The sequence below is a fragment of the Nitrosomonas marina genome, assembly GCF_900110145.1.
In the GTDB taxonomy this organism is placed as follows: domain Bacteria; phylum Pseudomonadota; class Gammaproteobacteria; order Burkholderiales; family Nitrosomonadaceae; genus Nitrosomonas; species Nitrosomonas marina.
Genome location: NZ_FOCP01000001.1, coordinates 228,706 through 250,868 on the forward strand (window position 1 = coordinate 228,706; position 22,163 = coordinate 250,868).

20 protein-coding genes are annotated in these 22,163 nt (G+C 50.7%); 2 read left to right on the forward strand and 18 right to left on the reverse strand.

Annotated features, from left to right (window positions below; translation table 11 throughout):
- Window positions 1–22: 22 nt before the first annotated feature.
- From BMX44_RS01035 to BMX44_RS01120, 18 genes are all read right to left on the reverse strand, one after another.
- Window positions 23–1,594 (reverse strand): phage tail protein, encoded by a 1,572-nt coding sequence (locus tag BMX44_RS01035; RefSeq protein ID WP_090627109.1) that lies wholly within the window; start codon window positions 1,592–1,594, stop codon window positions 23–25.
- An 8-nt stretch (window positions 1,595–1,602) separates the two neighbouring features.
- Window positions 1,603–4,461, reverse strand: coding sequence for a baseplate J/gp47 family protein (locus BMX44_RS01040; protein WP_090627110.1), 2,859 nt, complete (start codon window positions 4,459–4,461; stop codon window positions 1,603–1,605).
- Window positions 4,458–5,864 (reverse strand): baseplate J/gp47 family protein, encoded by a 1,407-nt coding sequence (locus BMX44_RS17065; protein WP_218143893.1) that lies wholly within the window; start codon window positions 5,862–5,864, stop codon window positions 4,458–4,460. Before BMX44_RS17065 ends, BMX44_RS01040 begins: the two co-directional genes overlap by 4 nt.
- Window positions 5,865–6,254, reverse strand: a complete 390-nt coding sequence (locus tag BMX44_RS01050) for a GPW/gp25 family protein (RefSeq protein WP_090627112.1) — start codon at window positions 6,252–6,254, stop codon at window positions 5,865–5,867.
- A 48-nt stretch (window positions 6,255–6,302) separates the two neighbouring features.
- On the reverse strand, window positions 6,303–7,121 hold the full coding sequence (locus BMX44_RS01055; RefSeq protein ID WP_090627113.1) for a phage baseplate assembly protein V: 819 nt from the start codon (window positions 7,119–7,121) through the stop codon (window positions 6,303–6,305).
- A complete protein-coding gene (locus BMX44_RS01060) occupies window positions 7,122–8,255 on the reverse strand; it encodes a phage late control D family protein (protein WP_090627115.1) in 1,134 nt (377 codons plus the stop codon).
- Window positions 8,256–8,285: 30 nt separating this feature from the next.
- Entirely contained in the window at window positions 8,286–8,576 is a 291-nt protein-coding gene (locus BMX44_RS01065) for a hypothetical protein (protein ID WP_090627116.1), read from the reverse strand.
- Between the two features lie 29 nt (window positions 8,577–8,605).
- Window positions 8,606–9,283, reverse strand: a complete 678-nt coding sequence (locus tag BMX44_RS01070; RefSeq protein ID WP_218143894.1) for a CIS tube protein — start codon at window positions 9,281–9,283, stop codon at window positions 8,606–8,608.
- Window positions 9,270–9,608 carry a hypothetical protein gene (locus tag BMX44_RS01075; RefSeq protein WP_090627118.1) on the reverse strand — a complete coding sequence of 113 codons (339 nt, stop codon included), beginning with the start codon at window positions 9,606–9,608 and terminating at the stop codon, window positions 9,270–9,272. Before BMX44_RS01075 ends, BMX44_RS01070 begins: the two co-directional genes overlap by 14 nt.
- Before the next feature lies 1 nt (window position 9,609).
- Window positions 9,610–10,962, reverse strand: a complete 1,353-nt coding sequence (locus tag BMX44_RS01080; RefSeq protein ID WP_090627119.1) for an ATP-binding protein — start codon at window positions 10,960–10,962, stop codon at window positions 9,610–9,612.
- A gap of 2 nt (window positions 10,963–10,964) precedes the next feature.
- A complete protein-coding gene (locus tag BMX44_RS01085) occupies window positions 10,965–12,011 on the reverse strand; it encodes a Pvc16 family protein (protein ID WP_090627121.1) in 1,047 nt (348 codons plus the stop codon).
- 3 nt (window positions 12,012–12,014) lie between these two features.
- The gene (locus tag BMX44_RS01090; RefSeq protein ID WP_090627122.1) at window positions 12,015–13,043 is read right to left on the reverse strand and encodes a hypothetical protein; all 1,029 of its coding nucleotides are present in this window, start codon (window positions 13,041–13,043) and stop codon (window positions 12,015–12,017) included.
- The gene (locus tag BMX44_RS01095) at window positions 13,036–13,893 is read right to left on the reverse strand and encodes a hypothetical protein (RefSeq protein WP_090627124.1); all 858 of its coding nucleotides are present in this window, start codon (window positions 13,891–13,893) and stop codon (window positions 13,036–13,038) included. Before BMX44_RS01095 ends, BMX44_RS01090 begins: the two co-directional genes overlap by 8 nt.
- Before the next feature lie 20 nt (window positions 13,894–13,913).
- The gene (locus tag BMX44_RS01100) at window positions 13,914–14,423 is read right to left on the reverse strand and encodes a phage tail protein (protein ID WP_090627125.1); all 510 of its coding nucleotides are present in this window, start codon (window positions 14,421–14,423) and stop codon (window positions 13,914–13,916) included.
- A 107-nt stretch (window positions 14,424–14,530) separates the two neighbouring features.
- Window positions 14,531–16,084 (reverse strand): phage tail sheath C-terminal domain-containing protein, encoded by a 1,554-nt coding sequence (locus BMX44_RS01105; protein WP_090627127.1) that lies wholly within the window; start codon window positions 16,082–16,084, stop codon window positions 14,531–14,533.
- 439 nt (window positions 16,085–16,523) lie between these two features.
- Window positions 16,524–17,345: a sulfite exporter TauE/SafE family protein gene (locus tag BMX44_RS01110; protein ID WP_090627128.1), complete on the reverse strand. Its 822-nt coding sequence runs from the start codon at window positions 17,343–17,345 to the stop codon at window positions 16,524–16,526.
- A gap of 6 nt (window positions 17,346–17,351) precedes the next feature.
- Window positions 17,352–18,959, reverse strand: a complete 1,608-nt coding sequence (locus BMX44_RS01115; RefSeq protein ID WP_090627130.1) for a bifunctional protein tyrosine phosphatase family protein/NAD(P)/FAD-dependent oxidoreductase — start codon at window positions 18,957–18,959, stop codon at window positions 17,352–17,354.
- A 92-nt stretch (window positions 18,960–19,051) separates the two neighbouring features.
- Window positions 19,052–19,369: an ArsR/SmtB family transcription factor gene (locus BMX44_RS01120; protein WP_245738784.1), complete on the reverse strand. Its 318-nt coding sequence runs from the start codon at window positions 19,367–19,369 to the stop codon at window positions 19,052–19,054.
- 262 nt (window positions 19,370–19,631) lie between these two features.
- Here BMX44_RS01120 and BMX44_RS01125 point away from each other — a divergent pair, with 262 nt between their 5' ends.
- Together BMX44_RS01125 and BMX44_RS01130 are read left to right on the forward strand one after the other, a co-directional pair.
- Window positions 19,632–20,492 (forward strand): MBL fold metallo-hydrolase, encoded by an 861-nt coding sequence (locus BMX44_RS01125; RefSeq protein WP_090627133.1) that lies wholly within the window; start codon window positions 19,632–19,634, stop codon window positions 20,490–20,492.
- 41 nt (window positions 20,493–20,533) lie between these two features.
- A complete protein-coding gene (locus BMX44_RS01130) occupies window positions 20,534–22,129 on the forward strand; it encodes a multicopper oxidase family protein (protein ID WP_090627135.1) in 1,596 nt (531 codons plus the stop codon).
- The last annotated feature ends 34 nt before the right edge of the window (window positions 22,130–22,163 follow it).

Here is a 22,163-nt window from a genome sequence, read left to right on the forward strand (position 1 = left end):
ACAAACAGCAGTTTCCCTCCGTTCATTCAGGAATAGCCAGCAAACGCGAATCGGGAATTACAAGCGCCTGCTTATCCAATGGCAGATAATCACGTAATTTTTCAACCACGGCATCCGCAAGAAAACTCAAATACTCGCTGTGATACGCACCCATTTCAGTACCGTCCTCCGCACCGCGTGTGATTGTCCTCGGCGTAGCTGGATGCAACACCCCGCTGCTGCGGTCGCCAAAACGTTTTGACAGCATGACCGGTAAATCCCGCGTGGTATGAATCAGCCGCATATTGCCCGCATCCTGATTCCGCGCTATGCGCGAATATCGTAAGCAGTGCTGCTCCGGCGGCGACAAATCGGGCAAATGATGCCGGTGTATCAACCCCAGAAAAATACAGTCGCTGGCAAGAAGGTATTCGCTGAGCGTGGATTCCAGAACCGTGCAGTATGCCAGTTTGACCCGCCCGCGTGCCGCCTGTATCTGTCTGAACAAACAATCCTGCGCAGTAATCACGGCAGACACTTTATCGATACTGTGCACTTCCACCTTGCGCGCGGCACATTTCACCAGTTCCACGCGACCCGAATCCAGTTCCAGTGTATTCAGCAAATTGACGCCCTCAAAGCGCCAGGTATGAAAATCAGGATCGCCCACGCCATCTTCGACCTGACCAAGCTGAATCGTACGGCGGATATTGACCGGAACAAAGTTGTCTTTACCGAATGTTTTGTTCCGATAGACCGTCGTATTGTTTTCGGTAATTACATTGATAAGCCTCAAAAACGCTTCACTCGGTTCTTGAGACCAGTTCACCGTTTGTATCCGGTCCGGAAAAAAACCGGCTGGCGGCACTGTGTAAAGCAGAATCCTGTCTGGATGGAAATGGCCAGAACGCCAGTCACCGCTGCGAAAATCGACTGTACGGCGAGACACATCCTCAAAGCTGTTCGGGTAACATGGTGCGCCATGAAAACTCACTTGGCGCCAGGTTCGTGTATCGCCATCGATACTGCTTTGTTGCGCGGCAGGATTGCTGGTGTTTGATTTTACCGCTCCTGAAGGACATCTGAAGTCAGGCGTCACCGCCGGCAAGCCAGGATGGCGGGCGGCAACTGAAGGTGGCGCCAAAGGCACTGCTCCTGACAAACCATAATGAATCTCAGGCATTAGCGGCACATTCAGCCGGGGCGTTACAGCAACACGCTTCCAGCCTTCCTGAAGCATCACTTCCAGCTGCGCAACCGATTCGGCAATTTCTTCTACAACACGCAGTGTACCCTTTCCCTGACGCCAGCGTATCGCTCTGGCGATTTCATCGCGCCGTCCTTTTGTAAGCGGTGAAACCAGGCGCACATCAAACAAATCAGCAAAATACGGCAACAGCCAGTCCTGGCAAGCCGGCGCGCCAGCATTCGGATTATCCGGAAAATGATCGGCCAGAAACTGTTCCAGCGTCGCATGCAGTTGATTCAGCAAAACTGCATTACCGGAAAAATATTTCTTCAGATCACCACTGCCTCCGTATTGCCTGCTGTCACGATTACGGTAAACAGCCGGTATTATCCGGAAAAGCGTTTCTGCATGATTTTTGTCAGCCATAGTTAGTCCTATAAATCGAAGGCCTGCACCGTGATATCGATTACCGATAATGCTCTGTCGATGTATACCGCCTGATAGTCAAATACCGATACGCGTTTAATGGCGCCGTCAATACCCCGGGTGATCAATCGGGTTGTAACCGGATTACCGTCAGCACCGAAAAACCCGTCAGGATTCATCGCACATTGGCTGTTTGCAACACCCGTAACACCTTCCACGACTTTGAACACGGCACTGAGGTAGAACGGTTGTCCCAGTTTTGAGTTTTTCAGAGAAAACGCAGATGCCAGTGCCTGCAGTACATTTTCGTTTACCAGATCCGGATCAAACTCATCGGCTTTGACACGAATGACAACTTTGATGTCGAGAATGACCGACTCAAATGGCTTCACTTGAATAGTAATACCCGGCAGGGCATGGTTCCGCAGATACGCACTCACTGCATCCACAAGGCCACCCGGCTTGCCACCACCAGCCGGAACAATCGCAACTTCAACCTGTTTTTTGCGTACTGATGATTTTTGGAAAGCCCGTGCCTGCCACACGCCGCTATAACGTGCTGCAAGATGTGAAAAATCAGCAAGCGACACTGCGCGATCAAGCGCCAGAATACTACCGGGCGCATTGTCACGCATCGATTCAACGGCTTCCATATCATTTCCACCGCTCGACGTTATCGGCTGGTATATTGCTTCAACGAGTGGATCGGGTTTGACTGTTTTCTTCAAACTGTTTGCAGCCAGATTTCCGGACAGGCCGCCGCCAACGCGATGTACGATACGAACATTATTACTGCCGGTGGGCAAACGACGGCCATGCACCCCGTCACCGAATTCGACCTGCAACGTGCCATCCTCCTTCATCCGCACGGCGTAGTGCGGATCTTCCGGGCCGGAATCGTTCAGCGTGGCCACCTGCTGCCAGGTCCGGTTTTCAACCTGAATGGTGATTGCTGAACGCACGCCGTTGGGGAATTTCGGATCTGCAACGAAACTAATCTGTTCAACATCAAAATCGAATTGCTGATTCAGTCGCGTAGCGTCTCCCGAGCCCAGGATTTTTTCCTTTCGCGTTTCCCCATGTCCGGATTGCACTACATTGCCGTAAATTTTGGTGTAATAGCGGGTATAGTCATTTGTGGTACCACTGCCGGTCAATTCGCTGCCGGGAATGGCCGGTTCAATCTTGATCCGTTTGTTTAATATGTCAATATCCTTGACCATTACCGCCATTGCGCTGCTTTTGCCCTCGACAATCAACCTCCTGCCGACAGACAGTAACTGCGGAAATTGTGCCAGCGCCAAAGGCAAAAAACTGTGATTGTCAGAGCGGTACTGCGGCTCGATCAAAAAACCGGGAGTTTCGTTGATATCATAATTTGACGGTCGCAATTCCATTTCAAACCGGGCGAACAACGTTATCCCATCCGCGAAAAAAACACCCGAAAGCTCCAGCTGATATTCATGTTCATATTCAACGAGGGTGGTCACAACCGCCGCACGTCCACCGGTGCTTGTCTGCACAATCACCCAGTCGCCAGTCGAAAGCATTCCCGGGTCGCCATCGAATGACATATACAGAGGTTTGCTCTCGAGCACTGTCGCAACAGCTACCGCAGTTACTGAGGCACTGTCTTTCGGGATGAAATACACCCGATCATAATAATCGCCATTTTGGTAGGTATATACAGGCTGTCCGTCCTGGTTATACGTTGCATAACTGTTAATCTTTTGCAAATTTTCATCGAACAGGCCCCATTGCTCCCGATGATCAACCAGCGGCAGAATCACGCGGCGCACGCTACTGCCACTCACATTCATATCGCGCGCATCAGAAAAAGAAGTCAAATAAAGCGCCGTGCCCGGAACGGGGGCCGAACGCGACAACCGTACACGATCATTCTGAACTTCCTGGACGATCGCTGCTATCCAGGTTGCTCCCGATTTCCAGGCTATCACCGCATTCTCGCTCAGACCGTGATCGGATTTTAATATCGCCACATTATCTCCGCTGATTCTGGGCATCTGCTTGAAATCGGGCTTGAGCAAAAGCCGAACCTGGTGTCTTTTGCTAATCTGCGGGAAACCGGCCGGTCTGCTTTCTCCCTGCAATATGACCTGCTGATCGGAAACACTGGCGACTTTAACCGCCAGCCCTTTGGTCTGTGTGCCGACATCAACCAGCAACATGCCAAGAGTACCGGTTGATATGTCCTCAACCGGCGCACTCAAGGGAAAAACAGCAGAACGGGTACTATCGTTGTACACAAAATCAATTTGTGATTTATTCCAGTTAAGGATCCGAATCTCATTCATCCTGCTGTCGACATCCAGATCGTTCAGCGTTTCAAAAACGGAAGGCTTGCTGCCGTCTTCGGGCGCATTCTTGAAGGCCAAACCGGCTGTAAGCACCCCTGATTTGCCATCCTTGGCAATAATTACGATCGGTGTCTGGGCAGAAGCTGGTGGCGCCGGATGGTAATCGAGCATATTCACGAGCCGCCGCACATGTCGCCACTGCGTCGCGGTTCGAATAAACGTCTCGTTGGCGTAAACATCGAGATACTCACCAAGTACATGAACTGCCCTGGCATAGCTGCGCAAAATCTCCCAGGCGTAATCACGACGCTCAGCGCGATATTGCTGCAACCAGCGTGCCTGGCGCTGCTCAGCCGATTCACTTAATGGCTGCACTATGGCCGTTTCCAGCGACTGCCACTGTAATTGGCCACTCTCGGTGAACGCATCACGCTGAGCCTGCCGCAATGTTTCCAGGAATGTAATGGCGTTACCATCCACATAACGGAACCGTCGCAAACCGGAACGGTTCCAGCGCGTCAAATCTTTTTTATCGGGCAGCCCATTCATCCGCGTTGACCTCCGTGCAGTATAACGCGCAGAATCCCCAGCGCCGGCTGCTGCGCATCGTTATTGCATGTAGCGATTTCCAACCCTTCCAGACGAATGCGTCCTGAATCGGCCTGATTCGGATAACGCCGGCCGACACGTTTAAACCGGTTCAGGCAGACCGCATCCACTCCGTCCAGACTCATAATCGCTTCGATAATATCACCCGCATGTACATCCTCGCCGAAAGCCAGCCGCCCCGGTGCAAAAAAGCCGCCAAGCTCCGTGCCCAGCGAGAAGTTAATATCGCGACGGATTTCAGATTGAAAATAATTTCCGGCCACACGCACAGAAAGCGCAATATTGATACCGACAAACCGCGCATCCTGTAAAAAAACTTCCTGAGCAGCCATTCTGTATGCATCCAGGTATGGACGCAGAATGATCCGTGGGGTGGGTTCTGCCATCCAGTCAACATCATCGAGTTCATAACGGCGGTTGAACTGATCGACTGACGCCTGCAGCAATTGAAATGAATCAACACCGCCAACCGCAGCCACCGTCAATGGACTGTCGAGCATCAAGTTCTCCGATATCACCACAGCGGTATACACAGTATTCCATGATCCTGTCCAGCAATTGTATGCATGCGCACGTAACACCAGCGGATGGTCTTCCAGCCTTTCGGCGTAGTCATCTTCGGTCACCATCCGTTTTTGCATATGAATAGAGCGCGGACCAAGCGTACGGGCTTTTTCCATTTCATGCGGATATAGCGTCCAAAAACTGTGCAGTGTTTCATTGCGTGCGCGCAGGACAAAATCCGGCGCGTTATCAAGAAACTGCTGTACCGCATCAAGCGCTGCGACTGTGGCGCTTAAAGGATTGTCAATAAATGCCTGTAGACCGGACTGTTGTGCCGGCGTCAATTCGTCCACAACATCCTGATAGTCGGAGAGATATCGTTGTAATGGCAAATGAAATGCCCGTAACCGTATTCTTCTGGCCGCATCACTTTCACCAGCAGCGCCATCAGCGTCAGGAATCTTTGCCTCTGCTGCAGCCTGACTGACTGCATCGTAACCGATCATTGCCAGTAACCGCCGTACTGACTCCGGCCGCCGCGCTGTCTCGAGAAACGCCTCAGCCTGTACACGATCAAGCATATCAGACAATTGATCCAACACTACCGACAGCGTTTCTACAATCACCACTTCCATGTCAGCCGGCGTCCAGCGTCGCCGTTGTGGAAAACGCGCTGCCAGTTCCTCGAGCATAAACAGGCGGAAGCCGTCATAATCGCGTACCAGCCAGTCGAAGTCATCACCAACAACCGGCAATGGCTCGGGCAACTTTACCTGCCGATATCCGCAGTCGCTGCAGGCATCATTAAAAAATAACTCGGATGACGGTTGTTCTGCCATTTATTTGCTCCCTCCCACAACAAACTCGAGCTGCTCGCCTTGATTCAGGGTCGCCAGCGTATAGGCAATCGTGATATAGAGTTTTTCTCCATCTCCCGTCACACTCACTTCAAGACTTGCCGGCGCGACCTCTCCTGCCAGTGTTTCATTAAGCGATGCGGACAGGCGTTTTTTGGTCACTTCCCACAACGCCTGGCTGTTTGGCTCAAATACCAGCGCCCGAACACCGATACCGAATTCCGGCCGATACCATCGTTCCCCCGTATCTGTATACAGCACCTGTTCGATCTGTTCACGCACATGACGCTGACGAGTGCTTACTGCAGCACCGTTTTCTCCGATCTGCAGCGGAAACTTCATGTAATCGGGATTATTCAACCGGGTCGCCATCACCTGCCCCTCCTGTAATTTTCTCCATTGTGTTCATCCGTCATCCGCTCACTGCGCCTTGGTTTTAGTGGTTAGTACAACCGGTGTCAGCGGTGGCACTGGCGGCCCAGATGGCGCCCCCGGTGCTGTACAAACATGCGTATGTGCGTTGAACAAAGACAGAAATGTCTGTGCCTTAATCAACGGTTCACCTCCCTGACCCGCCACATCGACTGTTGTGCCTTTGATAACGATCTGAACACCCTCGACCGTAATGCCGCTGGCGGCCATCTGTATGGTATTACCGTTACTGTCTTTAATTTCTGTACCGCTGCTATCCATCGTCAGGCGGTTGCCGTTGGCATCTTCCAGCGTAACAGTATTGCTCTGTGCGTCGAGCGTCATGGAATTGCCCGCGGCATCCGTGGTGTTGACAGTTCCTTGCGGATCAATGGTCATTTCGGTACCGGATGGGTGCGCCAGACGGAATTGCTCTTCTCCACTGGCATCATCAAACTGAAGCACATGCCCGGACGGAGTGCGAATAATCCGCGTCGTCGGTTCATCCAGCGCAGCTTCCTCCGGCGTGTCGCTCTCCTGCTGCCAGAAAACGCCAACCCAGATTGGATGGTCCAGATTGCCTTCTTCGAACTCCACCCATACCTGAGCATCCACTTCCGGAATCATAAATACTCCCTGATTGGTCAGGCCGCCAAACGGCAGACAAGGCAGCGCCCAGCCAGTATCCTGGTCACCCAGTACCGAAGGCACACTCACCTTCAGCCGGCCACGTTTCTCGGGATCCTGGTTATCAGTCACAAAACCGCGATATTTTCCATAGTAACGTTGCTGTGACTGCTGTGCGATTTGATGAATCAGTTGTTCCATTTACACCACTCCCGCTAGCGGATTATCAGACTCGCCCAGATCATCGCCGTAGGCATTTCGCAGCAGACGGAAAGATACTTTATATCCGTTGATGTCAAAACGGTGCGTCGCCGAATCGACATAATATGTACCGCTGTAACGTTCCCCGACACCATCTACGCCGACGGGTTCGCCAATACGCAATACATGACCGTACAAACTGCCGTCGAGCTCGCCATCCACATTGATTTTCATCGATTGTTCATTGGCCATGCGCTGGGCGATGGCTTCCATTTGCGTCGCATCACTGACACCCTGACGCTGCGGTCGCCAGATAAAATCATTTAATCCCGCACCGGTACTGTCAGCCCATTCGTTGCCAAGTCTGCGCAGATTCGGCGTTACTTCGGTTGCCGGTTCTTCGGCACCGACTTCTGCCGCTACCTGATACGCTACACTGTCCGGTTTATGACCGTCGTCCTGAATATTAAAGCTGATGCAGTTGGTGTCCGGGCCTGCGTATACCATAATTGTCGGCTGCGTCTCGGCATCAAGGCGCATTTCGCCGAAATGCAGCATGCCTTCCTGAAAAATGATTTCGTACCCATTAGCCTGAGCTCGGCGCTGCAAAAATTTAATGTCGGTCGTATTCTGCAGTACATCCTGTACTGTCTGACCTTCACCAATCTCCCCAAGTATGCCGAGATCGTTTCGGATCGCTATTTCGGTTGCAATCGCACCGTCCGTTGTCGGCGCATCCTGTCCCCAGCGCTGCTCGACGTGTTCACGATCCAGTTGCAGCGAGTGATCCTGACACGATACCGTCACCTTTGCGCCACCACGCTCCGGCGGATATTCAGCGCGCACTTCTTTGATGTAGCCACGCATCACTTCTTCCGCTTCATCACCGAATACAGCCTCGATTCTGACGGGCACCCACGGTTTGAAGCGATCGTCATCCTGCACAGTCCAAAGTCCGTCCTCCAGTCGACGTGCCTCAAACACCAGTGTTGCTGTTGTGGCACGACTGCGGTCGGCTTCCACAGTCACTTCAACCAGTGCCGGATACATATCATCGATTTCCTCGTTATCGAGTTTGACGACGCACTCGGCCGGTTGCAGTTTCTTTTTACTGAGCAGATCCAGAAGTCCCATTTCCGTTTCCGTTATTCGTTAAACTTCAACTCATTCCTTTAATCTTGGAATCAGCAATACCGATCCCTGCATGGTCTCATCGAGCATATCGCCGGCAAACAGAAAAGCCGGGTTGGCATCGACGATGCGCCACCATAGCCGATCATCGTTATAATAGTGGCGCGCCAGTTGATCGAGCCGGTTACCGGTCTGGATTTCATGCTCGATCATGCCGGCCGCCGGACCGATTTCGCGTGCTCGTACCCCCGGGAACACATCATCGCCGTCATTCTCAGGTTGAAAAAAACCGGCATTTTTGTACCGTGATTTTTTTAATAACATCGCACCTGTCCTTTTTTAAAAATTCATCTCTAAAATGACGCACCGAAAGACGCCGAGAACGACACCGACACGCCACTGGCCAGATTGATCGCCGCACCGGCCGTCTGGCGTATTTTTTCCACCTGATAAAACGGATTGTTGCTTTCAATCACCTGAAAACTGAGTGTCACATTCGCACGGTAGGGCATGAGCGTCGGCAAATGCGCCACTTCCTCTACTTGTACGCTGGTCAAAAACACCGGCAGTACATGCGTACCCCAGATTAGCAACAATACCGAAGGATGTTCATCACGCTGAAATGCCTTGTTGCCCCCAAGGCCGAGGCTGGACAGCATTTGCACGCCCCCGGGTCCCTGCGTCTTGGGTTCGACCATACTGCGCAGCGTATCCAGTTCAGGCTCTATACCAAAAGCAACCGCTGGGCCATGACCTGGAGAGGACGGGTCGCTCATGCGGTCGGTGGCATCTATCAGGATTTGCATACTGAATTGCTCAGGTTCTATTGTGACACCTTGCGCTACGCGCGGCGTTTCAGTGGGCAGGGCGAAGTCGTAACCGCCGCGTGTTCCCGGTGCGTTTCCAGTCACAATATTGATTGAGCGCGTGCGCGAGAGAGTCTGGGGATTAAATTCAAATTGCAACACCAGCGGTGGTATCGACAATCCGTACTCAATCAGAATGCCTCGGGTTAAATTAATCAATGCCACGTTTTTTCTCCATCGATGGGTTGTCAGCGTTTTGAGCGGAAAATCTTTCAGTATCCTGGCTGTATAGACCGGACTGTTTCGATTGAACGGGGGTGTGCAGTTGCCGGTGAATTGACTGGGCAATCCGTCCGGCAATCACCTGATCGGTTTCGCCATTGAAAACAACCACACCGGGAATCATGAGTGTTTTGTATTCATACGATTGTGTCAGCGGCATGCGTGCAAGCTGTCGCGCCACTTCGCGCGCGATCGCATCGGCCCGCTTTTCAAAACCTCGCGGCAGCTTCAGGTTCATTTTTTCGATCGTTAACATGCGCTCGTTCATATCAGGTGTTCTCCATTCCGCATACAAACTGCGGCAGATAATTTGCCAAAGGACCAAGGTCATTTTTATTCAGTTGTTGCCGGTCTTTGGCCAGTTCACGGTAAACGGCAATGGCGATATGCTCCAGCGAAATCGGTTGTCTCTCTTCAGCCGCAAGATACGCTGCGTGCAGCCCGGCATTACGAATATTGCCGCCGGTCAGATTGACTGCCTGCGACAAAAAACTGATATCCAGGTCGTCAGCACGCGGCGCGCGCGGAGGCAGCATCCGCTGCCATAGCTGCGCACGTGCCTTGTGATCAGGCCTTGGGAATTCGACAACGACCTGAAACCGGCGCGAAAAAGCCTTGTCAATCTGGCTGCGCAAATTGGTTGTCAAAATGCACGGACCGTGATGATCCTCAATGCGTGCCAGCAGATAGCTTACTTCCATGTTCGCGTACCGGTCTCGCGCCTCCTTGATTTCACCACGCTTACTCATCAGCGCATCGACCTCATCGAATTGCAGTACCATTTCCCTGCCGTGCGCCGCGTCGAACAGCTTGCCGATGTTTTTTTCGGTCTCGCCGATATACTTACTGACCAGGCGCGCCAGATCGACGCGATACAGCGGCCAGTCCATTTCATTGGCAATCACGGTTGCCGCAAACGTCTTGCCGGTACCCGATGAACCACTGAACAGCGCCACCGGGCCACCCAGCTCATAGCCACCCCACCGGTCGACCACAGTCTCACGGTGACGCAGCCACATCAGATATTCACGCAGAATACGTTCGCGATCAGGTGGTAAAACCAGATCGTCCCACACTGCGCGCTGCCTAACCGGATAGGCGCCGGGCGGCGTTTCCTCGGATTCCGGCAAATCCATCAGGCATGCCAGCGCCTTTTTCCCAGGACGTAACAACGCAAACGCACTGTCCTGATCCGATTCGATCAGATTGAGCCGCCGTAATTCTCCACCAGCCGCGGTCAGTTGCCGAACATGATGAAATTCGTTGTAATCCAGCGCCAGTATCTGCTGTAGCAACGCGGCAGTTACAAACGGTTGCGGGTTTGCCGGCTGCAGTTCCTGATACAGCCAGCCGGTTTTCGGTAGCGCTTCGCTAGCCAGCACACAGGCCAGTACGTCAATACCAAGCGGCGTCAACTGCCGGACAGGCAGTTTGGCCCATGGAGTGTTGGCTGATTGACGCAACCGGTCAACCTGGGACTGAAGCTGTTCAAGCCGTTTCAGCACATCTTCCTGCGGCTGTCGTCCGGTACGCGATAATAACAGGCAGTGCGCAAGCATTTCGACGCGTTCCCATTCGGCCTGCAAATTTACGGGTGAGATGGCTTCAACGGCGGCGTTCATCTCTAGGTTGTCCTGTACAGACTGATCAGTAGTGGGTTACTGCGAATCTCGACAGTCGGTTGTCCTTCGATCACGACTATACTGCGGGTTGCATACAGCAAACCCTGAGCGGCATTCTCATCGACAGGAATACTCACAGGCAACGGAAGCGGCAGCGTTTCCGGAAAGAGACCCGGAACCGGTGCCGGAATCTGCACGGGATCGATAGTATCGTTAAACGGGGTAACCACATGCGGCGCGCCTACCTGGCGCCAACCACTGGAATCCCATACTTCCCAGACCAAACTGACATTCTCGCCGCTATCGCCGGCTATCCATAAGTCCGGCGAGAAGCCGGCAAACTCTGGGCTGTCTATTTCAAAACTGAGCGTCTGCACACACGTATTCTGGTAAATCCAGCAAATTTGTGGCACCCATTGCGGATTGGCTATATCAACACGCCGTAACGGCACTCGCGGCCCGGATACATTGCCGGAAAATCCGATGTAGCGCTGCGCCCGGTCACCAAACACCTGGTGTCCCAAGCTACCCACCAGCGGCGGCTCGGTTCTGAGCTGCGATGGTATAACCGGCGCGAGCGCCAGTTCATAAAGCACCGACGGCCTGTACACTGTATCGCTTTGCGTTGACCAGATCTGATTGATTTGCTCATCCGTTACCGGGGTAAAAACCACCTGTAATCGTACGCTAACCGTGCCGATGTTGACTGCGGCCAATACGGGGCGCTCATGAAAAATACGCATGACCTCTCCAAGCATGCGCAAATCATTTTCACCTGCAGGAATATCGTCCTCGTCAATGCCGAATGTCGTAATCAGGCAATACATGCGCATACGCCAGAATTCATCAGGTCGAACCGACGATTGAATTCCCGCGGGCTCAAAGCGGTAAAAAAATAGATTGATACGGTGCTGATCATCGTCCTCCGCGACTTCTGCAGGCGCCGCGATACTGACAGTAATATTGTTGGTCGCCGCATTGACGCCATTGCGAACAAAATCGCCAATCGAGGCACAGATAATGGACAATGACGATTCCGGCAGCGGCATAATTCACAGGCTCCGTAAAAAACGACGGCTGGTCTGGTCGTCATGCCGTACAACACTTGAAGTATCGCGTGATTGTTTTGGTCCTTCTACAATGACATTGACCACACCGATATTTACTTGTGGGTTTTGCGCAGTGCGATTTTCCCTGGCCAGCCTGAGATCATTTGTTTCGGCACGCGTTTTTTGCCTGGCGGCAGACAGTTTAGTCACCTCACCATTCTGCTGCAACTCGGACACACCCAAGTCTTTTTTCACATGAACAGGCCGGGGCCGTTGTGCCTCGTTACCGTTGCGCTGCGCAGCGCGCGATTTCACGCCAGAGAAATTGTCACTGCTATATGCAGCCGTAACCATTTCATCTGACTTAACTTCATTTAATGAGGCCGACCGGTTTGTATTAGTTTTATCATTTGTTACATGCTGGGTCGTTCGCTGTCCAGTGTATTCAAAATCGACCGGAACATTCATTCGGGTTTTCAACAAATACGGCGAGGTGTTTTTTTCCGCACCGTTTCCCTGCTTGTTCACACCGCTTTCTTCTGCACGATCCAGTCGTGATATCTCAGTATGCAGCTGCTCGAATTCTCCGTTTGCTTTCTGCTGGTTGGTCTGCTGTCGCGACTCTTTCGGGCCGTGAAACTGACACTCGCTATCATCTGGTGTACCGATATTAGTCAGCGATTCCGCTGTTGAATCAACCCGGTCCCGGTACACAACTACAGGCTGCTTATCAGACAAGTCATGCAACCCTGCCGCATCAGCGAATGACTGTGCTTCGTGATATTCATCTGGAAAATGACCGATGTAATTATCACCCGTAATACCCGTATTTTCTGTCATACCGGCGCTGATATTTTGGCTATCGATCTTCGTTGCAGTAGCAATATCGGTCGTAAAGGGCGCTGCCTTGGTCTCATGAACCATTGCCAATTCGACATTTTGCATTGGCTGCGTATTGCGCTCCGGGATTTGCGCAATTGAAGACATGCCATGGCGACCGTCGTGAATAATACTTCTGAAAAAATTACCCATGCAGTCCTCCATGAACCAGCTTCTGACGGTCGATCATGCCGCGGCTGCAGTCGATTAATTGTAAATAATGCTGGCGTCTTGTACTTGGCAGAGCCAGAATATCCTGTTCGCTCCAGTGATAATACAGTGCGATGGTATGGACCTCGTTGAGCAGGTCATCGGCAGAGCGATCGAAACAACTATAGGGAGTAACCGGCAGTCGGTTCTCAGCCTGGCAATTCGGACAGTTGGCTGACAGTTCTGTTGCAATTTCAGGTGACATGGATTCAGCTGCGATTTCAATTTGCTCGATATCTTCCGTTGTCAACTGTTCAGGCTGCAATTGCTGCCGGCGGCCCTTCCTCCTGACCAAACGTGTAATCAATCGCCACATGGCCTGTTGCTGATTCGCGATATTAACGACTGCCAGCTGGTCGTTCCCCGTCGGTACGGAAACTGTCACCTTGCCCAGACTGATTTCGATAACTTTGTTCGGATAGTGTTCTCCCGCCGGTTTTACCGGCAACTCGGAATGTCTGAAGGATACATCGAATTTTTCTGCGCATTGACCACAAACCGCAGTCAACCAGACAACACCATCGTCAATGTATACAGCCAGTTGACGCATCAGAAACTGACGATCACCAACGCTCAGCGCATTCACCGTCTCCCTGTTCACTGACTGACCTCCGATACTCGCAAGATTTTGACATAACACATGCGTTACCCGTTGCGCATGACAAAACACATCATCCTGAGCCGGAATCGACTGCTCGCACAGCATGAGTTCGCATTCACCCGTCAATTCACGGAATTTAAAATCTCGTCTGCGCTCGCCGTTTACTATCAACCCGCCCGGTAGCTCAATCATGTTCTATCCTGAAATCGAAACTAGGTTTCAGTTGGTTCTGTCACACTGGTATCACGCTCCCAGCCGTTATGCTGAAGCGTCAGCATCTGGATACCCACCGAATTCATCGTACCCGCATCGAATTCAGGCAGTGCCTGAAACTCCGACACCCAGGCACCGTAAACCCGGTACGACATTGCCAGCGCGCCTTGAAGATTCAGAACATTTAATACAATGTCCTTACGATAATTCACCAGGGACATTGCCGCGTTACCCTGAATATTGTTCACCAGATTCGCCCAGTTTTCGAAAACCGGATCGTGTGTCAATCCCTGTTCAAGAGTAATCGGCTCATAACTGGTACCGCCCGGCATCACGCGCTCGTGAGCCGAATCACCGGCAGAACGCCACTTTACCGCTTCAGTCGACTTCTTCAACACACTCATTTTTCTAAGACCGGCAACTGGCGCACCGTCTATAATCACCTGAAACATAAATGTACGATAGGGATCGTAGCGATGCGCGTTAGCCGGGAACATTGGTGCAGCCATAAAAACCTCCTTTTAACAATATCCGGTTCTCGATATCCTGCTGATAGAACTGCGGCCTTATTAATAAGAAAAGACGCAAATCGATAATATTCAACAATTAGCATTCATTACTGTTCGCCAACCTTCTGCTGAATTCGAACAATCACAAACTCCGCAGGCTTTAGCGGCGCAAAACCAACGATCACTATCACCTGACCCCGATCGATATCACCTTGTGTCATGGTGTCGCCCAATCCGCAACGGACAAAATAGGCATCCTTGGCTGTAGCGCCTTGAAATGCACCGGCACGGAACAATCCATCCATAAAAGAACCGATATTTGCGCGCAACGCTCCCCACAGCGGATGATCATTCGGTTCGAACACCGCCCATTGGATGCCGTTGTAAATGCTTTGTTCGATATAAATAGCCGTCCGCCTGACGGGGACATAACGCCACTCCGGATCAGCCCGCGTAGCCAGCGTTCTTGCGCCCCAGAACACCGGACCGAAACCCGGACGGTTACGGATACAGTTCACACCCGCAGGATTCAGACCATCCTGCTCCAGATCTTCTACATTAAACTGCAATCCGCTGACATTGATTCGTGTCTCGACGCCTGCCGGTGCTTTCCAAACACCGCGTTTACCGTCGATTTTTGCCCACATTGCAGCGGCAATAGCCGAAGGTGGAATATTCAATGTCTTGCTGGCGGTCGGATTGGAATCCACGTGATACAGTGGATTGCTCACTGCCACCCAGGGATAGTACAGCACCGAGTAAGTCGATGTCGGCAGGCTCAACGACGATACATCATTGCCTGTTTCAAGCTCCGTATCGACCGGGGGATCGACAATCACTACACGACTCATGGTCGCTTCACAATGTGTAATCGTATTGGTAATAAAATCGTTAGTACTGCCATCGTCGGGCCACTGTTGGCCTGGCAGCACCATGATCGACACATCACGAAATTTGCGCAGTACGTCGTTATAAAAATTTAAATAATCATCGGCAGTCGGTCCGGTCTCGGAACCACCGGCCAACGTACTGAAACTGGTAAAATTCCCATCTGCATCCTGCGTATTTGCATCTGGCAGCGCAGTCACGCCATCCTCGACTGTTATCCGAATCAGGTTGGAACTTGCATTAATGACTTTCTCGACAAAATTATCATCAGTTGGGTTCATACTCATTCCGAGAAAAACCTCAGACGGAACAGGCACAAAATCACCGGCGACCTCGGTTCCGACATGAAGATCAAAACTGGCACCATCAACGGCGATGGCAACACGCAGCGCATCTCCCCAGTCACCTTCGCTGGAGGCTGTAACTGTCATGACATCCACGGGCGTAGTATCCTGCAAGACTACCGAGGCAACCACAGGCGCGGGATTACTGTCAAGAACACGGCAAATATATGCCGCTTTGCCACCATTCTGATAAAACGCACGAACAGCCAGCGCCATATGGTCATTTTCATTCTCCACGCCGGAAGACTGAGCATAATCACCAAACTGGGAAATATACGCTTCCCATGTACCAATCAGTGTAGGTGTATTCGCCGGGCCTCTGAAAGGCGAACCGACAAATGCCGCAGTTGACGTAGATACACCCTCTATCGCTCTGGAACCACTGGGTATTTCTTCAATGTAAACACCCGGATGTAAATAACTAGGCATTAGCTTCTCCCAAAGAAAATGAAATGATTGTGCTTTTAACATCGGAAGCGTATCGGTTCACGGTCAAAGGCAATGCCATGCGTACACCCAATAAAAACCAATACTGCTTATTGAACACATGCAAAAAACATGCCGGAATTACCCCATATTAAGTCACTGTTTTATATGTACAAGAAAAATACAATCCGCAACAATACGGGGCGTTTCTTACCCGGTTGTTGCTCAAGAGCAAACTGGTAATCAGGAAATTTCTATTTTGATAGACGTTTTATAATCAATATCAACCGGGTAATAATTGACCCGGCAATGATCTTGATGTGTCTGGACACATGACACGGTAACGTTGTGTTACCGTGTCACTTGTATTTGGAATATTTTCAGGAAAGAAATGTGTGAAAGAAAAAACAACGCAAAAATATACGATTACACGCAGCTTCTGCTAAATAAATAATTGAAACACCATTCCCATTGCAATGATGATCGCCATCCAGGCAAACCCCTGTTGCAACCTTGATGCAGAAAAAAATGTCGAGAGCTTAAAACCCAGCATCATGCCGGCCAGTGCACCAACGCCAAACGGGATTCCCACAGACCAGTTCATCGAACCCAGCATGACTGCAGACCCGGCGCCGACCACTGAAACCAGCGCAATAACCGCAAGCGACGTAGCCAGAATTGATTGCATATGGAGATAGGTCGCCTTTTTGAGCGCCGGCACAATGACAAAGCCGCCACCTACTCCAAGCAGACCGGACAGAAAGCCAGCCAGCGTGCCTGAATAACACAGCACGCGAGCGCAAGGCCAGGTCCATATCAAACGGCCATCCCTGTTTTCAGACTGACAGGGGATATCCGGTGATGGATGATACGCCGCTCCGGCTTGAACTTCAGGATCAAGCTGCCGATTAAGTCGCAGCATTTTGATCGCCACATAGAAGAGCATCAAGGCAAACAATAAAACCAAAGGCTCATGCGGCAATTGTTGTGAGAACCAGAGCCCTGCCGGCGCCGCCAGCGCGCCTGTCAGAGCGATTAACCCGGCGGCACGGTAGCGCAGCTTTTTCTGTTTCAGCCCAATCAATGCGCCCACAGTTGCCGATATACAGACAGCCAGCAACGCAACGGGAACAGCTTCGGACATGTCCATGTGTAGCCCGAAAACCAGAAGCGGCACCGCCAGAATCGCTCCACCTGCACCTGTCAGCCCAAGCACGATGCCGGTAAATGCTCCCAGCAGACAACTGACCAAAAATGTTTCCATGCCTGCTTAGTGCTTTTTACGTGGACTTGCAAGCCACTCGTGACCCTTCAACATACCATGCCAGTAAAGCCATGGAAACACGGTAGTTTTAAAAAACCAATACAGTTTTCTTGGCACTGCCGGCTTTAAAGGAAAGGTAGGCATCAATTTACCGCCAAATCCGAATTCTGCCAGCACAACTTTGCCTTTTTCAACAGTCAGTGGACACGCGCCATATCCATCGTAAACCATTGGCAATTCCTCGTCTTCCTTGCTTGCCAGCAGATTCTCAGCGACCACAACAATCTGCTTTCTGATTGCTGCGACAGTTTTCGCATTCGGTGATGCACAGGCATCACCCAGCGCAAAGACATTGTCATAGTCAGGATGCTGTAACGTTTTTTCATTCACTTTACAAAACCCTGAAGCATCCGCCAAAGGACTGTCTCGCAAAAAATCCGGAGCCACTTGCGGTGGTGTTACATGCAGCATGTCAAACTGCTTTTCTACAGTATGTACATTGCCATCCGCGTCTTTACTCTCGAAACAGGCTATTCTATTGCGTCCGTCCACACTGATCAGATTCGAATTAAAGCTAAGCTGTGCATGGTATCGTTCGACATATTCCATGAGTGACGGCACAAAATCCGCCACACCAAACAGCACTGCGCCAGCAGTATGAAACTCTACCTCAATATCACCCAGACATCCGTTAGTTAACCAGTGGTCACAAGATAAATACATTGCTTTCTGAGGTGCGCCAGCACATTTGATCGGCATCGGCGGTTGTGTAAACAGTGCTTTTCCCTGCTTTAATTGTTGTACCAGCGACCAGGTATAAGGTGCCAGATCATATCGGTAATTAGAAGTCACGCCATTTTCTCCCAGCGTCTCCTCGACACCCGCAATTTTTTCCCATGCCAGACGGATTCCGGGACAGACTACTAGCTGGCGATAACCGATCTTGCGCCCATCTACAAGCTTTACCAGATTACTCGCCGGATCGAAACCCGATGCTTCAGCATGTATCCACTCCGCATGCTCAGGAATTACATCTGCCATTCTGCGCCTCGTCTGATTAACATCATATGCACCGCCACCCACCAGCGTCCACGCTGGCTGATAATAATGCTTATCATTTGGTTCGATAATTGCAATTCGCAAAGCTGGCCGCCGTCTCAGCAAGCTGGCTGTAACCCCGATACCAGCAGACCCACCGCCGACAACCACCACATCGAAGACATTTCCCCAGTTACAGGCATCGACAGTGGATTGATGTATTCTGGACGCCTCATCATCGGATTTGGACATGGCGTGCAGTGCTGTCGCTCGTTTGCCTGAGCCACAAAACGCTAATACAGGTCCGGGCAACTCAGTCAGCAGTCTATGAAATGCTTCACTTCGCTCTGCTGGTATGTTTCCTAATCGAACCGGCAAGTATGCAAACTCCATTCCAAGCACTCTGGCCTGTTGTTCCAGCTGCTCGCTGGTTGGCTGGTTCTCCCCGCCCTCGAAATCGGGCCGGTTGCAGATTATCGAATTAAATCCGGATTCAGCGATGATAGTCAAATCATCCACGCTGATTTGACCGGTGACCGACAATTTTTCGTCCAGTCGTTTAATTTCCAAACCCATAGCCTTTCTCCTGTAGAAAAGTCATTGCCACACACAAACTGATATCAAAGACTCGAACCCGGATGCGAATTACAGTTTTAGCGCAGACGAGGTTAGCTGGCAGACTGATTGCTGTTTGCATGGTGACCACAATATAGATCGAACAGCGTCTGCATGATACGTATTGCTTCCTTGCTGGCCAGACTATAATAAATATATTTTCCTTGACGCTGCGTCGTTACCAGCCCTTCTTCGCGCAATACTGAAAGCTGCTGGGAAAGCGTTGGTTGACGAATGTCCAGCATACCCTCCAGCTCTCCCACATTTCTTGCGCCCTGACTAAGCTGGCAGAGGATCAGCAAACGGTCTTCATTTGCCAGCACCTTCAGAATCGCGCATGCCTGTGATGCTGATTCGCGCACTTCATCCATCTCGGGAAGCGCCAATTCTTTTTTTGCTTTAAATGATTCATTATTCATTGATTATCCGCAGTATCGCTTTGTTTTGTTTTCACACCCATCAGGCATTTAATGCATGTTACTGCAAATACCCGACTTAAACTCACTATCGTGATAACAATAAAGTAGCCTAATAAATATGTTTAAATAAAATGTTGATAGATGATATATATACTGATATATTATTGTCAAGTATATTATTAACATATCAACTCTGCTCAAAAAGGAGAACACAATGCCACCTAATATTACTCCGTTTTTTGATACGACAACCTGCACGATCAGCTATGTCGTATATGACGAGAGCACCGGGGGTTGCGCCATTATTGATCCAGTTCTCGACTATGAACCCAGGTCAGGCCGTATTCACACAGATTTTTCCGACAAACTGATTGATTTCATTCAACGCCAGCATCTGAGTGTTGAGTGGATTCTTGAAACACATGCACATGCTGATCATTTATCCTCCGCGTATTACCTAAAAAAGAAGCTGGGTGGCAGAATCGCCATAGGTGACCGGATCCCTGCAGTGCAAACAACCTTTAAAAAAATTTTCAATTTGGGAGATGAATTCATACCGGATGGCCATCACTTCAATCACTTGCTGGCAGACGAGGAAACATTCCATATTGGAAAATTATCTGCCAGGGCGCTATTTGTTCCCGGGCATACCCCGGCTGACATGGCTTATCAAATTGATGACGCAATTTTTGTAGGCGATACGCTTTTTATGCCGGATGTTGGTACCGCGCGCGCCGATTTTCCAGGCGGCAATGCACAAACGCTTTATCGTTCCATTCAAAAAATACTGGCTTTTCCTTCACAAACACGGTTGTTCATGTGCCACGACTACCCGCCTGACGGACGTGACCCTGCGTGGGAAACAACCGTTTCCCAGCAGCGCAAGGAGAATATCCATGTGCATGACGGTATTGATGAACAGACGTTTATTGAAATGCGCAACAAAAGAGACGCGACACTTGAAGCGCCTGTATTGTTATTGCCATCAATCCAAACCAATATCCGGGCAGGAGATTTACCACCACCCGAAAATAATGGAGTATCCTATTTTAAGATACCGATAAAGACATCCTGATTATCGGAATACGTATCCTGTTAGTTTTCGAGGAGAACACCATGACTCATCCCGAAATAACCCGCCGAAAATTTCTGCAATACACCATCCTGGGCACGCTGGCATCGGCTATTCCCGGTTTAAACAGGGCTGAAAACCGATTGATTAATAAAGAACCTGATAAAAACTTCAGGCCGGATGTCGAACTGGAGCTGTATGCGCAAAATGCGGAAGTGCCAATTCTGCCCGGCGCCCACACGCACGTATACCAATATACCTGCAAATTGCTCAAGGGTCCGGCCCATACGGTCAAAACATTACCAGGCTACCTGGGGCCGATTCTCAACTTTGAGCGCGGTCAGAAAGTACGAATCTTCTTTTACAACAGAATTGCCGAACCGGTCATCACGCACTGGCATGGGCTGCATGTGCCACAAAAAATGGACGGCCACCCTATGTATGAAATTTACAATGGAGAGCGATACGTATACGAATTCGAGATCGACAACCCGGCCGCGACTTACTGGTACCACTCCCATACCCACGAGATGACGGCAACACAGGTTTATCAGGGACTTGCTGGCCTGATTACCGTTCGCGATGCGGCCGAGCAGAAACTTGAACTGCCAGCCGATGAATATGAAATACCCCTGATCATCCAAGACAGGACTTTTACAAGGGGCAATCAACTGCAATATCTACACGGCAGGCATCGACGCATGATGGGATTTCTGGGCGACACCATTTTGATCAATGGGCAGGCAAACGCGACCTTTCCCGTTAAATCGAGAGCTTATCGCTTGCGTCTGCTGAATGGATCCAATTCCCGGATTTACAAGTTAGGATGGGATGACGGAACGCCGCTGACTGTGATAGGAACCGATGGCGGTCTGCTGGAAACACCTGAAACATTTCCATACGTCATGCTGGCACCTGCCGAACGCGTTGAGTTATGGGTGGATTTTTCCGGTCGAAAAACGGGTTCGGAGCTGACATTGCAGAGCCTGAGATACAAAGATGGCGGCACACGGATGGGCAGAATGGGAGGAATGGGTGGCGGAATGTCACAGGGAAAATCTTTTCCCATTGCAAAATTCAGTATTAAAGAGCGGGTCGGCGAATCGCATCAACTACCTAAAAAACTGGTGCCGATACGGCAATTAAGCGCAAAGGATCTGACCAGCCCCGCCAGAACGGTACCAATTGAAATCGGCATGCGCCATATGCTGTTTCAGCTCAACGATCAGACTTTCAGAATGCACGATCATCAGAACATTGAAAGAATCCCGGTCAATACGATACAGAAAATTCGAATTTTTCACGAAGGACGTATGAGCGGTAGCGGACGCGGCGGCGGAATGGGTGGAGCTCGCGGCATGGGCATGATGGGTATGATGTTGTCTCTGCCGCACCCCATTCATCTGCATGGCCAGCAATTCCAGATTCTGTCACGCAAGCAAAATGAATCAAACAGTGCCTACGAAACCGTAAAGGACGGCTTTATTCATAACGGCTGGAAAGATACCGTACTGGTAATGCCCGGCGAAGACATCGAAATCATTAAACCCTTTGAGGATTATACTGGTCTATACCTTTATCATTGTCATAATCTGGAGCATGAAGATTTAGGCATGATGCGCAACTTCGACGTCTATTAACGTTTATTTTCTCGGCATCAATGAACCTGCAATT

Excerpts from the sequence above, each read along its gene's own strand:
- BMX44_RS01035 (WP_090627109.1), bottom strand. The coding sequence starts at position 1,594 with ATGGCTGACAAAAATCATGCAGAAACGCTTTTCCGGATAATACCGGCT.
- BMX44_RS01040 (WP_090627110.1), bottom strand. The coding sequence starts at position 4,461 with ATGAATGGGCTGCCCGATAAAAAAGATTTGACGCGCTGGAACCGTTCC.
- BMX44_RS17065 (WP_218143893.1), bottom strand. The coding sequence starts at position 5,864 with ATGGCAGAACAACCGTCATCCGAGTTATTTTTTAATGATGCCTGCAGC.
- BMX44_RS01050 (WP_090627112.1), bottom strand. The coding sequence starts at position 6,254 with ATGGCGACCCGGTTGAATAATCCCGATTACATGAAGTTTCCGCTGCAG.
- BMX44_RS01055 (WP_090627113.1), bottom strand. The coding sequence starts at position 7,121 with ATGGAACAACTGATTCATCAAATCGCACAGCAGTCACAGCAACGTTAC.
- BMX44_RS01060 (WP_090627115.1), bottom strand. The coding sequence starts at position 8,255 with ATGGGACTTCTGGATCTGCTCAGTAAAAAGAAACTGCAACCGGCCGAG.
- BMX44_RS01065 (WP_090627116.1), bottom strand. The coding sequence starts at position 8,576 with ATGTTATTAAAAAAATCACGGTACAAAAATGCCGGTTTTTTTCAACCT.
- BMX44_RS01075 (WP_090627118.1), bottom strand. The coding sequence starts at position 9,608 with ATGAACGAGCGCATGTTAACGATCGAAAAAATGAACCTGAAGCTGCCG.
- BMX44_RS01080 (WP_090627119.1), bottom strand. The coding sequence starts at position 10,962 with ATGAACGCCGCCGTTGAAGCCATCTCACCCGTAAATTTGCAGGCCGAA.
- BMX44_RS01085 (WP_090627121.1), bottom strand. The coding sequence starts at position 12,011 with ATGCCGCTGCCGGAATCGTCATTGTCCATTATCTGTGCCTCGATTGGC.
- BMX44_RS01090 (WP_090627122.1), bottom strand. The coding sequence starts at position 13,043 with ATGGGTAATTTTTTCAGAAGTATTATTCACGACGGTCGCCATGGCATG.
- BMX44_RS01095 (WP_090627124.1), bottom strand. The coding sequence starts at position 13,893 with ATGATTGAGCTACCGGGCGGGTTGATAGTAAACGGCGAGCGCAGACGA.
- BMX44_RS01100 (WP_090627125.1), bottom strand. The coding sequence starts at position 14,423 with ATGGCTGCACCAATGTTCCCGGCTAACGCGCATCGCTACGATCCCTAT.
- BMX44_RS01105 (WP_090627127.1), bottom strand. The coding sequence starts at position 16,084 with ATGCCTAGTTATTTACATCCGGGTGTTTACATTGAAGAAATACCCAGT.
- BMX44_RS01110 (WP_090627128.1), bottom strand. The coding sequence starts at position 17,345 with ATGGAAACATTTTTGGTCAGTTGTCTGCTGGGAGCATTTACCGGCATC.
- BMX44_RS01115 (WP_090627130.1), bottom strand. The coding sequence starts at position 18,959 with ATGGGTTTGGAAATTAAACGACTGGACGAAAAATTGTCGGTCACCGGT.
- BMX44_RS01120 (WP_245738784.1), bottom strand. The coding sequence starts at position 19,369 with ATGGATGAAGTGCGCGAATCAGCATCACAGGCATGCGCGATTCTGAAG.
- BMX44_RS01125 (WP_090627133.1), top strand. The coding sequence starts at position 19,632 with ATGCCACCTAATATTACTCCGTTTTTTGATACGACAACCTGCACGATC.
- BMX44_RS01130 (WP_090627135.1), top strand. The coding sequence starts at position 20,534 with ATGACTCATCCCGAAATAACCCGCCGAAAATTTCTGCAATACACCATC.